The 16,115-nt window shown below is 63.0% G+C and carries 13 protein-coding genes and 2 pseudogenes; 2 read left to right on the top strand and 13 right to left on the bottom strand.

The genetic code is table 11. From position 1 onward, the window contains the following. Nucleotides 1-287: 287 nt before the first annotated feature. On the top strand, nucleotides 288-1,310 hold the full coding sequence (locus NKH98_RS18355; protein ID WP_352480048.1) for a substrate-binding domain-containing protein: 1,023 nt from the start codon (nucleotides 288-290) through the stop codon (nucleotides 1,308-1,310). A gap of 161 nt (nucleotides 1,311-1,471) precedes the next feature. Here the strand turns inward: NKH98_RS18355 and NKH98_RS18350 are convergent. The 13 genes and pseudogenes from NKH98_RS18350 to puuE form a co-directional block, all read right to left on the bottom strand. Continuing rightward, nucleotides 1,472-2,404, bottom strand: a pseudogene (locus NKH98_RS18350) (S8 family serine peptidase); the annotation flags it as partial. Between the two features lie 134 nt (nucleotides 2,405-2,538). Continuing rightward, on the bottom strand, nucleotides 2,539-3,207 hold the full coding sequence (locus tag NKH98_RS18345) for an anti-sigma factor (RefSeq protein WP_352900377.1): 669 nt from the start codon (nucleotides 3,205-3,207) through the stop codon (nucleotides 2,539-2,541). Further along, nucleotides 3,204-3,765 (bottom strand): annotated as a pseudogene (locus NKH98_RS18340) (sigma-70 family RNA polymerase sigma factor). The gene NKH98_RS18345 and the pseudogene NKH98_RS18340 overlap by 4 nt, the downstream one beginning before the upstream one ends. Nucleotides 3,766-3,899: 134 nt before the next feature. Beyond that, complete coding sequence (locus tag NKH98_RS18335) at nucleotides 3,900-4,739, bottom strand: alkaline phosphatase family protein (protein ID WP_352650119.1); 840 nt, start codon at nucleotides 4,737-4,739, stop codon at nucleotides 3,900-3,902. 93 nt (nucleotides 4,740-4,832) lie between these two features. After that, entirely contained in the window at nucleotides 4,833-6,503 is a 1,671-nt protein-coding gene (locus tag NKH98_RS18330; RefSeq protein ID WP_352900374.1) for an ABC transporter ATP-binding protein, read from the bottom strand. Then, nucleotides 6,503-7,330, bottom strand: coding sequence for an ABC transporter permease (locus NKH98_RS18325; RefSeq protein ID WP_352900372.1), 828 nt, complete (start codon nucleotides 7,328-7,330; stop codon nucleotides 6,503-6,505). The genes NKH98_RS18330 and NKH98_RS18325 overlap by 1 nt, the downstream gene beginning before the upstream one ends. An 11-nt stretch (nucleotides 7,331-7,341) precedes the next feature. Next, the gene (locus tag NKH98_RS18320) at nucleotides 7,342-8,301 is read right to left on the bottom strand and encodes an ABC transporter permease (RefSeq protein WP_352900369.1); all 960 of its coding nucleotides are present in this window, start codon (nucleotides 8,299-8,301) and stop codon (nucleotides 7,342-7,344) included. 16 nt (nucleotides 8,302-8,317) lie between these two features. After that, nucleotides 8,318-9,904 carry an ABC transporter substrate-binding protein gene (locus tag NKH98_RS18315; RefSeq protein WP_352900368.1) on the bottom strand — a complete coding sequence of 529 codons (1,587 nt, stop codon included), beginning with the start codon at nucleotides 9,902-9,904 and terminating at the stop codon, nucleotides 8,318-8,320. A gap of 155 nt (nucleotides 9,905-10,059) precedes the next feature. Continuing rightward, nucleotides 10,060-12,042 (bottom strand): CocE/NonD family hydrolase, encoded by a 1,983-nt coding sequence (locus tag NKH98_RS18310; RefSeq protein ID WP_352900366.1) that lies wholly within the window; start codon nucleotides 12,040-12,042, stop codon nucleotides 10,060-10,062. A gap of 85 nt (nucleotides 12,043-12,127) precedes the next feature. After that, nucleotides 12,128-12,721 (bottom strand): nucleoside deaminase, encoded by a 594-nt coding sequence (locus NKH98_RS18305; RefSeq protein WP_352900364.1) that lies wholly within the window; start codon nucleotides 12,719-12,721, stop codon nucleotides 12,128-12,130. Then, nucleotides 12,721-13,224 carry an ureidoglycolate lyase gene (locus NKH98_RS18300; RefSeq protein ID WP_352900361.1) on the bottom strand — a complete coding sequence of 168 codons (504 nt, stop codon included), beginning with the start codon at nucleotides 13,222-13,224 and terminating at the stop codon, nucleotides 12,721-12,723. Before NKH98_RS18300 ends, NKH98_RS18305 begins: the two co-directional genes overlap by 1 nt. Then, complete coding sequence (locus NKH98_RS18295; RefSeq protein WP_502894275.1) at nucleotides 13,221-14,069, bottom strand: bifunctional allantoicase/(S)-ureidoglycine aminohydrolase; 849 nt, start codon at nucleotides 14,067-14,069, stop codon at nucleotides 13,221-13,223. The genes NKH98_RS18300 and NKH98_RS18295 overlap by 4 nt, the downstream gene beginning before the upstream one ends. Nucleotides 14,070-14,132: 63 nt before the next feature. Continuing rightward, on the bottom strand, nucleotides 14,133-15,566 hold the full coding sequence (gene puuE / locus NKH98_RS18290) for an allantoinase PuuE (RefSeq protein WP_352505908.1): 1,434 nt from the start codon (nucleotides 15,564-15,566) through the stop codon (nucleotides 14,133-14,135). A 173-nt stretch (nucleotides 15,567-15,739) separates the two neighbouring features. Here puuE and uraH point away from each other — a divergent pair, with 173 nt between their 5' ends. Beyond that, the gene (gene uraH / locus NKH98_RS18285; protein ID WP_352505907.1) at nucleotides 15,740-16,114 is read left to right on the top strand and encodes a hydroxyisourate hydrolase; all 375 of its coding nucleotides are present in this window, start codon (nucleotides 15,740-15,742) and stop codon (nucleotides 16,112-16,114) included. The last annotated feature ends 1 nt before the right edge of the window (nucleotide 16,115 follow it).

The following is a 16,115-nucleotide window of genomic DNA, read 5'->3' as shown; positions in this document are numbered from 1 at the left end:
TCAGTCGGAAAGGAACTGCAACCTTTCGTGGAGTCTTCCAAAGCGCTTTGGTCATTTTGATCTCGCCACTGAATTGACCGCGAGTCAAGAGGAAGCCAGGCTAATCGATTTAATTTTTGCGGCGGGGTGCCGGCAAAAGTGCGCTGCAGCACAGTTTTCTGGCAGTGCAGCAGCAAATTCGGCTTCAAACCGGTCCGAACCGTGCGTATGGTCACTGCGCTCGGCAACGCGGTTCGTAGGGCCAGATCGTTTCAGATTAAAAGCGCTTTGAGGTTTGGAGGCCTCCGGTGAACCTCAAGCAGCTCTCCCACATGCTAGCGCTTTCGCAGACCACGGTGAGCCGCGCATTGAACGGCTACCCGGAAGTCAACGAGGAAACGCGCCGGCGGGTGGTCGATGCCGCCAAGCGTCATGGCTATCGCCCCAATCCAAGCGCCCGCCGGCTGGCGACCGGCAAGACCGGCATGATCGGCTATGTGCTGCCGACGGGAGCGACCGTCGATATCGACCCGCATTTCGTCGAGTTCCTGTCCGGCCTCGGCGACTATGCCCGTTCGCACGAGCTCGACCTGGTGCTGTCACCGGCCGATGCCGACGACCAGGAGACGACCTACCGCCGCATTGTCGCCAACCGGCAGGTCGACGCGGTCTATATCTCCTCGCCGAGGCCGGCCGACCGGCGGGTGGCGCTGGTCAACACGCTCGGCATTCCCTTCATCGTCCATGGCCGCAGCGAAGGCTTCGATTTCGACTACCCCTTCACCGACATCGACAATGAGGGCGCCTTCCACGAGGCGGCGCGGCTTCTCGTGCAGCTCGGTCACAGGCGTCTGGCGCTTATCAATGGCGACGATCGCGAGACCTTCGCGATACATCGCGAGCGCGGCGTGCGACGCGCGCTTGCGGCAAGCGGCCTGGTGCTTCGTGATCAGCATGTCTGTTCCCTGACAATGACCGAGGAGAACGGCTATCGCGCCGCCAGGCGTCTGCTGGAACAAAGCGACGCGCCGACGGCGATCGCCTGCTCCAGCCTGATTATGGCGCTCGGCGTGGTGCGCGCGGTGCGCGATCTCGGCCTGACCATTCCGGGCGACCTGTCGCTGATCGCCCATGACGACGTCTTTCCCTGGCTGAAGCCGGAAAATTTTTCGGTGCCGCTGTCGACGACACGTTCGTCGATCCGCCTGGCGGGCGCACGCATCGCCGAACGGCTCGCGGCGCGGATTTCCGGCCTGGAGGAGGGCGCTCGCGGCGAGGTCTGGCCGGTCGATCTGGTGGTCAGAGGATCGGTAGCCGGCGCCCCGGCCTAGGGATCAAAACTCAATTACCCTGAGCGACCGAGTTCGAGCCCATATCGGTCATTTGAGGTAACCGGCCGATTGAGTTTTGCCCCCAATATCTGATGCCCAACATTATGCAGCGGCTTCGGGAGAACGGCATGCACAAATGCAGAAGCGTTAGAGCTCTAGACCTATTCCTTGGCCGCCTCGGCCGCTTTGGTGTCCGGCAGGCCAAAACCGAAATCATTGTCGCGGCCCTTGGGGCCGAGATCCCTTGCCGTGCCGGCGAGCGCTTTCTCGACCCAGTCGGCGGAGCGATCGGGCGCCGCATGCAACAGATTGGCGACCGCGCCGGTCACGACGGCCGCTGCAAAGGATGTCCCGGTCACCACATCCGAACGGGCGCCGCTCGGCGCCACCATCTCGACGCCGGGCGCGGAGATGAAGACGTAGGCGCCGCGATTGGCCTGCGCCATCAGCCCGTCCCTGGTATCGGTGGCCGTCACCGCGATCACGCCGTCGAAGGCGGCCGGATAACCATAGGGCGCCTTCGGCCCGTTATTGCCGGCGGCCGCGACCAGCACGATGCCAAGCGCACGCGCATTGCGGCAGGCGATGCCGAGCAAGTCGTTCTTCGGACCGACGAAGCTCATGTTGATGATGCGGACATCCTGCTCCGCTGCCCAGTCGAGCGCCGAAAGGACGACATCCATGGTCGACTTGCCGCCCTCGAAGGCGCGGGCGTGATAGATCGTGGCGCCCGGCGCGATGCCTTTGAACGCGCCGGTGCCGGCGATCAGTCCGTCGACCGAAGTGCCGTGGTCGCGCGCCTTGATCGGCACGTCGGGTATGGCATTGAAGATGACACCGGAGAGCGCCGGATTTTTGTCGTCGATGCCGGTATCGATGACGCCAACACGCACATTCTCGCCGCTGGCTTCGTTGGCGTCGAGCGCGATGCGCTCGAACGCATAATTGACGATGCTGGCGGCCTGCTGCAGCGAGTAGACATGGTTGGCCTCACGCCGCAAAATGCGGCCGTCGGCGGCAAGCTGTGCCAGCATGACGCCGACCGGGCGGCCATCCGGAATGCCGAAGCGCACCAGCGTGTTGCCGAGCAGCCGCCTTGGCGCAGTCGGCGGCAGCACTTCCCCGGTTCAGGCAGTCGATCTCCGCCTGGGTGAGGTTAGGATCGTTGGTTTGTGCGACGGCAGACGTGGCGAAGATTGTCATCGCCGCCGTCAATCGAGTGACCGCCTTAGCCACCATCAGCCGGTTTCCTTCCCTCCAGCGCAGCTTCGGTGAAAGGCTGGGCGGCAATAAGGCCAAGCAGTTTCTGATAGTCGGCCGCGGTCTTGGCCGGAACGCCGAGCCGGAAAACGCCGTCGGCGGTAGGCCCGCCGGCGATCGTCAACTGGTTCTTGTCGAGAAAAGCGACGATGTCGGACAGCTTCGCATCCGGTTTGAACTTCACAAGGGCAAACGGCATTTTGGCCAGATCGTCGTCCGATCCGGCAATCTCGAAATCGCCATCTCTGTTGCCGGTCTGCACAAAGGATTGCGTGACGACCAGGGCCAGCAGCACTGCGGCCGCGGCCCAGGCAATGCCGGCGGGCGCCGCCATGAAGCGGCTCCAGGCCTGCGCCAGCCAGGACGATGCCGCCGGCCCGCGGGCGGGGCCGGCCTCGGCATCGAGCGCCTTGGCAAAGCGGCTGAGCGCATCGGCAGGCGGGCGGATTGCCTCCTTTGCGGCAGCGGTGCTGGAGAATTCGGCCTCGGCCTCGCCTAGTGCGGCCATCGCCGCCGGATCGCTTGCCAGCCATTCCTCAATGGCTTCGAGCTCGGTGCCCTCCAGCGAGCCGTTCAGATAAAACGGCAGCAGCATTTCCATTTCGTCGCGGCGCGACATCTTTTCAGCGGCGCTCATGGCCACCCCCTGTCGTAACCGGCGGCCTTGAGGGCTTCGCCGAGTTTCTTGCGGGCGTAGAACATCCTGGTCTTGACCGTGGCGACCGGGATGCCGAGTACCTCGCCGATCTCGCTCACCGATTGCCCGTGATAATAGGCAAGGTCGATCACCGCACGGTGCTCTTCCGGCATGACATCGATGAAGCGTCGCAAGGCAGCGGCCTTGTCTTCTTTCATCGTCACGACTTCCGGCGTGTCGGCACCGTCGGCGACCTGGGCCGCGTCATCGTCGTCGATCCAGTCTTCCTTCTTCTTGCGCAGCAGGGACAGCGCCTTGAAGCGGGCAATGCCGAGCAGCCATGTCGAGACCTCCGAGCGGCCCTCGAAGGCCGGCGCCTGCCGCCAGAGTTCAAGGAATACCTCGTTCGCAATATCGTCGGCCATCAGTTCCGATCCCGTCTGGCGTGCCGCGAAGCGGTAGACCCGCGTGGTGGCGCATGAACAGGAGCCGCACGGCGGCACGGTCGCCCTTCGCGACGCGCTCGACGAGCGCGCGATCGGTCTCCGCGGCAGTCATCGCCGGTCGAGCCGCCTGGCTCCTGCCTGCTCTGTCGCTGATCGGCCCAAAAAGGTTCACCGGCATCCGCCCGTATATTTGCGGAGGCTAACTGAAGAGCGGGAGCGTTGCCAGAGGGAGAAGAGGGCGCGCGCTCAACTCAGGAACGGCTTTGCCTTCATCGTCGCCGGCACCGGCACGCCGAGGCGCGCAAGCACTGTCGGCGCGAGCTGCAGCTGATCGAGCAGCGTATTGGCGTCCGGGCCCTCGCCGGATCCGAAGTAATAAAGTGCGAAATCCTGCATCTCTTCGTCGTGGCCGCCATGATGGCCGCGATCGGTCTGGCCATGATCGGCGGTAACGATCACCTCGTAGCCGACCTCCCGCCAGCGCGGCAGGAAGCCGGCGAGCATGGCGTCTATTGCATAGACGGCATGATCCATCTCGCGGCAGTCATGGCCGAACCGGTGACCCATCGAGTCCAGCGTGCAGCTGTGCAGGATGCCGTAGTCGATGCCGTAGCGCCTGGTCAGCATGGTCAACGTCGCGAACAGGTCGACGTCGCTCGGCGTCATCTGGTTCCTGGCGTTGTAGCCGGTCATGGTGTGGAACCGGCCATGGCTGATCGGCCTGCCCGGCTGGTCGAACTCTATGTCCTCGACCAGGTCGAACGGATAGGCCCGGAAGAATTCGGACCAGTAGGAATGGGTGACCGCACCCGTCTTGCCGCCGGCCCTGCTGACTTCGGAAAAAATGTCCGGCTGTTCGACGCGAAACCGGTTCTCGTTGGACAGGATGCCGTGCACTTGAGGCGGCACGCCGGTGTGGATCGAGGCATAGCAGGATGCCGAGGTCGACGGCAGCACGGAGCGCATCTTCCACACGCGCGCGTCGCCGGATTGCACCCAGCCTTCGAGATTGCCCATCAGCCGTCGCCAGTTCCGGTAAGGCACGCCGTCTAGGATGATGAGCAGAAGTTTCGTGTTGAGCGCCAAGGGCGCCTCCATGCGGCTTGATCGGAAAAGTCAGGGCGGGCCCGCCGTTCAATCCACGCCCGGACAGGATCATCGGGCGCAAGGGGCAGCCCGCTAGTTCCCCGCGCTGGCCATGCGCCTTCCCTTGATCGCTTTCTCTAACCAGCCGATCTCCATTTCGGGCACCGACGACAGCAAAAGGTCTGTGTAGGCGTCGAACGGCGGCGTCAGAACCTTGCTCTTGGGGCCGTAGCGCACCACCTCGCCGCGATACATCACCGCGATCGAATCGGCGATCGACTTCACTGTTGCGAGATCATGAGTGATGAACAGATAAGCGACGTTTTCCTCTTTCTGCAGCTCGAGCAGCAGCTCCAGTATGCCATGGGCCACCAGCGGGTCGAGCGCCGATGTCACCTCGTCGCAGATGATCAGCTTCGGCTTGGCGGCGAGCGAACGAGCGATGCAGACGCGCTGCTTCTGGCCGCCCGAAAGCTCGGCCGGATAGCGGTCGACATAGCCTTTACCCATCTCGATCTTGTCGAGCAGTTCGGCGACCCGTTTGTCGCGCTCGCGCCCGCGCATCCCAAAATAGAATTCCAGCGGCCGGCCGATGATGGTGCCGACCGTCTGGCGCGGATTCATCGCGACATCGGCCATCTGATAGATCATCTGCAACTGGCGCAGATCCTCCTTCGGCCGGTCGGCAAGCCGGTTGGCGAGCGGCCGTCCGTCGAAGGTGACGGTGCCTTGTTCGGGCGGCAGGAGGCCGGTGATGGCGCGCGCCAGCGTCGATTTGCCGGAGCCGGACTCGCCGACCACCGCCAGCGTCTGGCCCGGGAAAATATCGACCGAGACGTTCTTCAGCACCTTGATGTGGCTGCGGCCATAGGCGGCGGTGATGTCCTTGACCGATAGGAACGGGCTCGTGCCGGGCTTCTGCTCCTGATGTTCGATCTCATGCACCGAAACCAGCGCGTTGGTGTATTCCTGGCGCGGCTCCTTGATGATCTGGCGCGTGCCGCCCCATTCGACCAGCCGGCCGTGGCGCAGCACCATGATCTCGTCCGAGACCTGGGCGACGACGGCAAGGTCATGGGTGATGTAGAGTGCCGCCACATGCGTGTCGCGGATGGCATCCTTGATCGCCGCTAACACGTCGATCTGCGTCGTCACGTCGAGCGCCGTGGTCGGCTCGTCGAAGACGATCAGGTCGGGTTCCGAGCACAGCGCCATTGCCGTCATCACGCGCTGCAGCTGACCGCCCGACACCTGGTGGGGGAAGCGCTCGCCGATGCTTTCGGGGTTCGGCAGGCTGAGCTTCTTGAACAGCGCCACGGCGCGCTTTTCGGCTTCGGCCCGCGTCGCCGTACCGTGCAGGAGTGCTGCCTCGACCACCTGGTCCATCAGCCTGTGCGCCGGATTGAAGGCCGCTGCCGCCGATTGCGCGACATAGCAGACCTCGCGGCCGCGCAATTTGCGGAACCCTTCGTTGCCGCCCTTCAGGATGTCGCGGCCATTGAGGATGACCTCGCCGCCGGTGATGCGCACGCCGCCGCGGCCGTAACCCATCGACGACAGGCCGATGGTCGATTTGCCGGCGCCGGACTCGCCGATCAATCCGAGCACCTTGCCCTTTTCGAGCGTCAGCGAGACATCGTGCACCAGCACGATGTTCTTCGGCGCCTCGCCCGGCGGATATACCGTGGCCTCGATGCGCAGATTGCGGATGTCGAGCAGCACGCCGGACTTCGGTTGCCCGGGCTTCGGTTGCTTGTCAGCCATTACCCGCGTCCTCCCTTCAGGCTTGTCGTGCGGTTGAGCACCCAGTCGGCGACAAGATTGACGGAGATCGCCAGCGCGGCGATCGCCGCCGCCGGGATCAGTGCCGCCGCAATTCCGAAGACGATGCCGTCCTTGTTTTCCTTGACCATGCCGCCCCAGTCGGCGCTAGGCGGTTGCACGCCAAGGCCGAGGAAGGAAAGCGTCGACAGGAACAGCACGGCATAGATGAAGCGCAGGCCGAGTTCCGAAACCAGCGGGGACAGCGCATTGGGCAGGATCTCGCGGAAGATGATCCAGCCGCTGCCTTCGCCGCGCAGCTTGGCCGCCTCGACGTAATCCATGACGTTAATGTCGACCGCCACCGCCCGCGACAGGCGGTAGACGCGGGTCGAGTCGAGAATGCCCATCACCAGGATCAGCGTCACCAGATTGGTTGGCAGCACCGAGAGCACGACGAGGCCCATGATCAGCGTTGGGATCGACATCAGGAGATCGACGAGGCGCGAAATCAGCGTGTCGAACCAGCCGCCGAAAACCGCCGCCGAGAAGCCAAGGATAGCGCCGAGCGAGAACGACAGCGCGGTGGCCAGCACCGCGATGAAAAGGGTGATGCGGGCGCCATAGATCATGCGCGACAACAGATCGCGACCGAGATTGTCGGTGCCCAGCCAATGCGCAGCCGACATTGGCTCCCAAGGGACGTCGCTGACGATCTCGGCATTGCCGTGCGGCGCGATCCACGGCGCAAAGATCGCCGCCAGCACGAACAGCGCCGTCAACACCAGTCCGACCAGCGCCGGGATGGGGATGCGTTTGATGACGAGCATACCCGACCCCCTCATTTCGGATGTCTGAGGCGCGGATTGGCGACGATTGCCGCAATGTCCGCGATGATGTTCAGGCTGATATAAACGGCGGCGAAGATCAGCCCGACCGCCTGCACCACCGGCACGTCACGCTTGGTGACGTGGTCGACCAAGTATTGCCCCATACCCGGATAGACGAAGATCACTTCGACGACGACGACGCCGACGATCAGATAGGCAAGGTTGAGCATGACGACGTTGATGATCGGCGCAATCGCATTGGGGAAGGCATGCCTGCGGATAACCGCGAAGGCTGAAAGCCCCTTGAGCTCCGCGGTCTCGACATAGGCCGACTGCATGACGTTGAGGATCGCGGCGCGCGTCATGCGCATCATATGGGCGAGCACCACCAGGGTCAGCGCCGCCGCAGGCAGTGCTATAGCCTGGATGCGTTCGCCGAACGGCATCCCCTCATAGACGGTGGAAATGGCGGGAAACCATTGATGTTGCACCGCGAAGAAAAAGACGAGCACATAGCCGACGAAGAATTCCGGGAAGGACGTCGAGGCCAGCGCCAGTCCCGAGATCAGCTTGTCGACCCAACCATTGCGGTAGCGCACCGCGATCAGCCCGAGGATGATCGCCAGCGGCACCGCGACGATCGCCGCCCAGAAGGCGAGGAACAGCGTGTTCCACAGCCTTCCCTTGATCGAGGTTGCGATATCCTGACCGCTCGACATAGCCGTGCCGAGATCACCGGTCAGGATGCCGCCGAGCCAGCGAAAATAACGGATGTAGGCGGGATCATTGAGGCCGAGCTGCTCGCGCAGATTAGCGAGCGACTCCGGTGTCGCCGACTGCCCGAGAATGGCTTGCGCGACGTCGCCGGGCAGGATCTGGGTGCCGGCGAAGATCAGGACCGAAACGGCCAATAGAAGGATGATGCCCAGCGCAATGCGCTGGGCCACCAGTGTCACGATGGGTGAGGACATATCCGCAAGGCCGGGCTCAGGCTTCGAGCCAGCACTTCGCCAGAGCATATCCGTTCATCAACTCCTGATGCGGATCATCCACCCACCCGGCAACCTTGGCGCCCGTCGCGTCGATGAACTGATTGAACATCGGCAGGATCAGGCCGCCCTCGTCGCGCACCATCACAGCCATGTCGTGGTACATTGCCTTGCGCTTGGCCTCGTCGAGCTCGGCGCGGGCCGCCAGCACCATCTTGTCGAAATCCGGACGCTTGAAACGTGTGTCGTTCCAGTCGGCCGTCGACAGATAGGCGGTAGAGTACATCTGGTCCTGCGTCGACCGGCCGCCCCAGTAGGAGGCGCAGAACGGCTGTTTGTTCCAGACTTCCGACCAGTAGCCGTCGCCCGGTTCGCGCTTGATCTCCAGCTTGATGCCGGCCTTGGCCGCGCTTTGCTGGAACAGCTGTGCGGCATCGACGGCACCGGGGAAGGCGACGTCCGACGTCCGGAGCAGGACGGCACCGTCATGACCCGATTTCTTGTAGTGGAACTTGGCCTTGTCGGGATCGTATTTGCGCTGCTCGATCTCGGTGAATAGCGGGTACGATGCATTGATCGGGAAGTCGTTGCCGAGCGAGCCATAGCCGCGCAGCACCTTGTTCAGCATCTCCTCGCGGTCGATCGCCAGCTTCAACGCCATGCGCAGATCGTTATTGTCGAACGGCGCGGTGTCGCAGTGCATGATGAAAACGTAGTGGCCGGGTCCCGAATGGTTGCGGATGGTGACGCCGGGCACGCGCTTGATCAGATCGACGATCTTCGGCTCGACGCGGTTGATCATGTGGACCTGGCCGCCCTGCAGCGCCGCCGTACGCGCCGTGGCGTCGTTGATGACGATGATCTCGATCTGGTCGGCATGGCCCATCTTGTCGCCCTGCCAGTAATTGGCGAAGCGCTCGCCGCCATGGCGCACGCCGGGCTCGTTGGTGGTGACCTTGTAAGGACCCGCCGAGATACCGGCATCGGCCTTATCCTTGCCGCCGTTCGGCTGGATGATCAGGTGATAGTCGCTAAGCAGATAGGGAAGATCGGCATTCGGCTCCTTCAGCGTCAGCACCACTTCCTTGCCGTTGGCCTTTATGCTCTCGATGCCTTTCATATAACCGAGCGCGCCGGACTTCGACTTCTCGTCCGAATGGCGTTCGAGGGTGGCGGCCACGTCCTCTGCGGTCACCTTCTTGCCGTTGTGGAACTCGACGCCATCGCGGATCTTCAGCGTCCAGGTCTTGGCGTCGTCCGACGAGCCGATCTCCTCGGCAATGCGGTTCTCGAGCTTGCCTTCAGGAGACAGTTCGACGATCAGTTCGCCCCACATCTTGCCGAAGGCGAACGGCACCTGCGTCATGAACAGCGCCGGATCGAGACTGTTGGTGGACTCGCCACCGACCAGGCCGGCCTTCAGCGTGCCGCCCTTGACCGGACCCGCCGCGCGGGAAGCGCTGGATAGCAGCGAATTGGCGAAGGTTGCGGTGACGCCAAGCGCAGCTGCCCGGCCGAGAAAATCGCGACGGCTCAGCTTGCCGGACGCAACGCGCCGGCTCAGATATTCCAGTTCGTTCGACATGTTAAGTTCCTCACTCTGTTGGTCCGACCTTATGGTCGTTTTTTCTCATTTCGATCGGGAGAATAATGACCGTAAGGGAAAGCGGTAAGCAAGACCGAATGCGACATGCCGTGGCGTAAATCGTGCGTCGCAATTGGACCAATCGCTATAAGCGCTCAAAGCAGTACGCGCGGGATTTTCTCCTTGAAGTTGCGCTCGAAGACCAGTTTCTCGCCTTCATAGGCTTCAATTCTGGCGCTAACCATGAAGCTTTGCGCGTCGGAGCGCATTTCGGCGAACGTTTCGGTGCGCATCGACCATTCATTTCGCGACAGCGTCTGGGTCCAATGCGTCTTGCCCGACGCTGACAGCGGATTGTCGGGATGGATCGCCCATGTCTCTCTGGCGATGCTCCCGTGGGTGAGGCCATGCTCCAGGTCGCGCACTTCGCCGAAATCGTCGACGATGGAAAGCGTGATCAGTCCGGTCTTTTCGTCGCGATCGACATGACGTTCGGAATTGGCGGGCCGAAGTGTCTCCGTTGCCCAGGGCGTCGCGCCTTCGGGGGCGGGGAAGGTGACCTCATCGCCCGTCGCCGGCGGGCGCAGCGGCAGCATCAATGTCGCGGCCGACAATTCGAGCCGGACCGGTTCCGGCGACGGCCAGATCATGGGCCAGTAGGCGTTCGAAACGGCAACGCGCAAGCGGTGGCCGGCCGGCACGCGGTAGGCGCATTGGTCGAGCACCACCCGCACGCTGACGGTTTCGCCGGGCACCAGCGCTTCGGGAAATTCGTGCGAGTTGCGATGCGTCAGGTTGAGCACGCCGTAGGAAATCAGCTCCGACGCTCCGTCCGGGTGGACGTCGCACAGCCGAACCGCGATGTTCGCCTGGCGCCGGTCCGCCGAGACTCTGACCAAAACTTCGGGAGCACCGACGATGTCGATCGCTTCGGTCAGCACCGGCTGGTCGAAACATACCGACAGCGCGTCGTCGGGACGCTGGTCACCCGGCAGTTCCGGTCCAAAGGTGAAGGGGAAATATTCGCCGCCGGCAAGGCCGCAGCTTTGCGGCGAAGCGACGATAGCGTGCTTGCCTTCAGCGATAAGCTCAACCTCTTGCGTCTTGATGTTGGGTGACGGCCATTCCGATTCAGCGACCCAGCGGCCCGGGCGCTCGGGATGCCAGCGCGCCGGACGCACGCTGTCCATGACATAGGCCCGGTATGCCGGGTCGGCCTCGACGCCGGTGTCGATGTCCTTCAGCCAGCGGTCCCACCAGCGCAACGCCTCCTGCAGGAAGCCGATGCGCGGTTCGGGCGCGGCGTAATGCGGGTATTTGTGGATCCACGGGCCGACGATGCCCTTGACCGGCGCCTCGATGTTGGCGGCGAGGTGGGAAATCGTATTGCGATAGCCGTCATGCCAGCCGCCGATCGACAGCACCGCGGCATGGATGGCGGAATAGTCCTCGCAGATCGAGCCGCGCTTCCAATAGGCATCGCGATGCTGGTGCCTCAGCCATAGCGGCGCCAGGAAGGGCTGGTTCTCCAGCCGGGTCAGCCACAGGTCGCGCCATCTGTTGTCACCGGCCAGCAACGGATCCGGCGGCCTTGACGAATAGGACAGCATGGTCGAGGCCCAGCCGAAATTCTCGATCAGCAGGCAGCCGCCCTTGTAGTGGATGTCGTCGGCATAGCGGTCGACCGTCGAACAGAGACTGATGACCGCCTTCAGCGCCGGCGGCTGCTTAGACGCCACCTGCAGGCAGTTGAAGCCGCCCCACGAAATGCCCATCATGCCGGCATTGCCGTTGCACCAGGGCTGGTCCGCCGCCCAGGCGATGACGTCGCAAGCGTCCTGCAATTCCTGCTCGGAATATTCGTCGTCCATCAGCCCTTCGGAATCGCCATTGCCGCGCATGTCGACGCGGATCGAGGCGTAGCCATGGCCTGCGAAATAGGGATGCGTCAGCTGATCGCGATAGATCGTGCCGTCGCGTTTGCGATAGGGCAGGTGTTCGAGGATTGCCGGCACTGGATCGTCGGCAGCATCGGCCGGCATCCACACCCGCGCGGACAGCCGGCAGCCGTCCGGCATGATGATCCCCATATCCGGAAATTCGACGATCTTTCGTGGGAATTCAGTGACGATTTTCATGCGGGCGAACTCCAGGAGCGCCAGATGATGGAGTCCGTGAGAGCGCGTCGTGGGCCAGTCAACGAATTCGGCTGGTCAATCCGCGTCAATTCAGCGGAATGTCGTTTTCGTCCTTGCCGGCCTGATAGGCGGCGGACAATTCGTCATAGCGCGCTGATATTGTGCCGATCCGCGCTTCCAGCCGCTTGCGTTCGGTCTCAGGCAGCGATCGCACCAATTTGCGGATCGAAAAGCTCCTCCAGTAGGCATTCTCGGCATTGTAGCCGCCGGGATCGAGGGTGAAGACCTCCTTCAGGATCTTCAGATCGTGCGGGATGTCGAAGCTGTCGCGCGAATCCTCATGGCTGAAAAGATAGTAGAAATTGTCGAAGCCGGTCCAGGTGATCGCCGACAGGCAGAGCGAACAGGGTTCGTGCGTGGCAAGAAAGATCGCGTCCTTGGTATCGACGCGTTCGGCCTGAGGCATTTCGTAGAAGCGCTTCAGGCAGTGCATCTCGCCGTGCCAGAGCGGATTTTCGATCTCGTTGTTGGTTTCGGCAAGCACCAGCGAACGGTCGTCCTTGCGCAGGATCGCTGCGCCGAACAGTTTGTTGCCGTGCGCGACGCCTTCGACGGTCTTCGGCACGATGTCGTGCTCGATGACATCGAGCAGGCGATCGATCAGCGAAATGTCGGTCATCACCGGCTCCCGTCGGGAAGATGGATTTCGTAAGGGTGTGAGAAATGACACTCTTCGACGTTGGAGCCGTCGCCGCCGCGGTCGACGACCACAAAATCCTGGACATCGCCGATCGGCGTCAGCACGCCGTGCCACAGATTGCGCGGGTAGTTGACGCCTTGCCCGGGCGCCGTGATGAAGGCGTGCGGCTCGCCAGGTCCTTCCTCGCCATCATGGCAGACGACGACCAGGAACGGCCGTGGTGACAGCGGGATGAAGGCCTGGCTGCCGAACGGATGGCGCTCCACCATTGTCAGCTTCAACGGCAGCTCATAGGGCGTGCCACGCACGATGGAGATCAGCACGCGCGCATTCGGTCCTCGTGCTTCCGCGGTGGCGAGGTCGTGGTAGCGCTCGGCCTTGCCGCCATTGATCGGATAGTGGTTGTCGCCGCCCATATCGATGACGTCGCCGAATTCGGCGAAATTCTTGCGGGTCAGCGGCCGCGCGACGATCCGCGTCATGGTGTAGGTCTCGCGACGCCGGCGCTGCCAAGCTTGGCGTGGCGGTTGACGTCCTTGTAGAGGAGGTAGCGGAATTTGCCCGGCCCGCCGGCATAACAAGCCTGCGGGCAGAAGGCGCGCAGCCACATATAGTCGCCGGCTTCGACTTCGACCCAGTCCTGGTTGAGACGGTAGACCGCCTTGCCCTCCAGCACATAGAGCCCGTGCTCCATGACATGCGTCTCGGCGAAGGGAATGACCGCACCAGGCTCGAGCGTGACGATGGTGACATGCATGTCGTGGCGCATGTCGGCCGGATCGACGAAGCGCGTCGTCGCCCATCGGCCTTCGGTACCCGGCATCGGCGTCGGCGCGATGTCCTGTTCGTTGGCGAAGAACGCTTGCGGCTGGTCGATGCCGTCGACTGCGTCATAAGTCTTGCGGATCCAGTGGAAGCGGACGGCGGCGCCGCTTTCATTGCGCACCGTCCACCCGCTCGCCGGCGGCAGGAAGGCAAAGCCGCCCGGCCTTAAGCTATGTTTCTTGCCGGCAAGCGAAACGCATAGCTCGCCTTCGACCACGAACAGCGCACCTTCGGCGGCGGCGTCAAGCTCAGGGCGGTCGCTGCCGCCGCCGGGCGCGAGCTCGACGATGTATTGCGAAAACGTCTCGGCAAAACCCGACAGCGGCCGCGACAGCACCCAGACGCGTGTCCCATCCCAGAACGGCAAAGCGCTGGTGACGATGTCCTGCATCACGCCTTTGGGGATCACGGCATAGGCCTGTGTGAACACAGCGCGGCCGGTCAGCAATTCACTCTGGCCGGGATGTCCGCCTTGCGGCGCATAATAGGTTCGCTCGGCCATTTTCATCATATCCATAAATTCAAGCCTGTTGCGGAAGCCAGGGCCTATCGCGGCAGCCAAGGCCTATTGCGGAAGCATGTCCTTGAGACGAAGCAGCGCGATGCGCTCGACCTGTCTGCAGGCGGTTTCGAATTCGACGTCGTGGCTGTTGCCGATACGCGCTTCGAACTCGGCCAGGATCTCCGCCTTGGTCCTGCCTTTCACCGCGATGATGAAGGGGAAACCGAAACTGGTGACGTAGGCGGCATTGAGTTTTGCGAACAGCTCGCGCTCCTTCTCGGTCAGCGCGTCGAGCCCTGCCGAAGCTTGCTCCTTGGCCGATTCGTCCGTCAACCTTCTGGCCTGCGCCAGTTTTCCGGCAAGATCGGGGTGGGCATTGAGCACGGAAAGCCGCTCGGCCTCGCTTGCTGCGCGAAACACGCGGCAGAGCGCATTGTGCAGGCCGCCGGCACTGTCATGGGCCGGGCCGAGCTCCAGCCCATAAGCGCGCTCGGCAACCCACGGCGAATGCTCGAACACGCCGCCGAATGTGTGGACGAAGGCCTCGAATTCCATTTTCGACGGGCGCAGCGCCGGCAACCGGAACGGATGCGTCTCCTGCCAATGTTTTGCAATGTCGATGCGCCGTGCCAGCCAGACCTTGTCGTGCGATTTGACGTAGTCGATGAAGCGCTTCAGTGCCGCGACCCGGCCCGGCCGCCCAACCAGGCGGCAGTGCAGGCCGATATTCATCATGCGCCGCCGCCCTGCCTTGCCCTCGGCATAGAGCGTATCGAAACTATCCCTGAGATAGGCAAAGAACTGGTCGCCCGAATTGAAGCCCTGCGGCGTGGCAAAGCGCATGTCGTTGGCGTCGAGCGTGTAGGGGATGATCAGCTGCGGCTTCGCCGACCCGTCCGGTGTCACATGCTCGAACCAGTAGGGCAGTTCGTCGTCATATGTGTCCGACACATAGTCGAAGCCGCCCTCTTCCGCCGCCAGCCGCACCGTGTTGATCGAGGTGCGGCCGGTGTACCAGCCGGTCGGCCGCGCCCCTGTGACCTCATAATGCAGCCGGATCGCCGCCTCCATGTCGCGACGCTCGTCTTCCGGGGTATGGTCGCGGTAGTCGATCCATTTCAGTCCGTGCGAAGCGATCTCCCACCCGGCCTCCTGCATCGCCGCAACCTGGTCGGGCGAACGCGCCAGGGCCGTGGCCACGCCATAGCAGGTGATCGGCACCTGTGCCTCGCTGAACAGGCGCAGCAATCGCCAGAAGCCGGCTCGGGCGCCGTATTCGTAGATCGATTCCATATTCCAGTGGCGCTGGCCGGGCCAGGGCGCGGCGCCGACGATCTCCGACAGGAAAGCCTCCGAAGCCTTGTCGCCGTGCAGGACGCAATTCTCGCCGCCCTCTTCGTAATTGACGACGAACTGCACCGCGACATGCGCCCCGCCGGGCCATTTCGGATCCGGCGGATTGGCTCCGTAGCCGCGCATGTCTCGTTCGTAACGCATTCTCGCTCCTGCCGGAAATTGTGATCAGGATAGTCGAAAGGAGTGCCTGCGCATTCCCCCGAAATTTTTGAAAGTGTTTTTGTCGCGCTCCGCTCGACCGGGACTTATGCATCGCCTTTAATTGGCGCACAATTCATGAATAGTGTTCGACCGTTCAGGGAATGGAGCAGCTAGTGGCGGAAACGTCGAAAGCCGAAGGCGGGCGCCTGACGACCCATGTCCTCGACACAGCGGCCGGCAAACCGGCGGCCGGTCTGTCGATCGAGCTCTATCATCTTGACGGGCAGGCCCGGACGCATCTGAAAACGGTTGTCACCAATGATGACGGCCGCTGCGATGCTCCTCTGCTTGCCGGCGCGGAATTCCGCACCGGCCAATACGAGCTGGTCTTTGCGGCCGGCGATTATCTGCGCGGGCAAGGGACAAAACTGGCGGAACCGGCCTTCCTCGATCATGTGCCGATCCGCTTCGGTATGGCCGAGCCGATGCACTATCATGTGCCGCTGCTTCTGTCGCCGTACGGCTATTCGACCTACCGGGGAAGCTGAG

The sequence above is a fragment of the Mesorhizobium sp. M0833 genome (assembly GCF_040319905.1).
In the GTDB taxonomy this organism is placed as follows: domain Bacteria; phylum Pseudomonadota; class Alphaproteobacteria; order Rhizobiales; family Rhizobiaceae; genus Mesorhizobium.
This window is presented reverse-complemented; position numbering and strand designations above follow the sequence as displayed.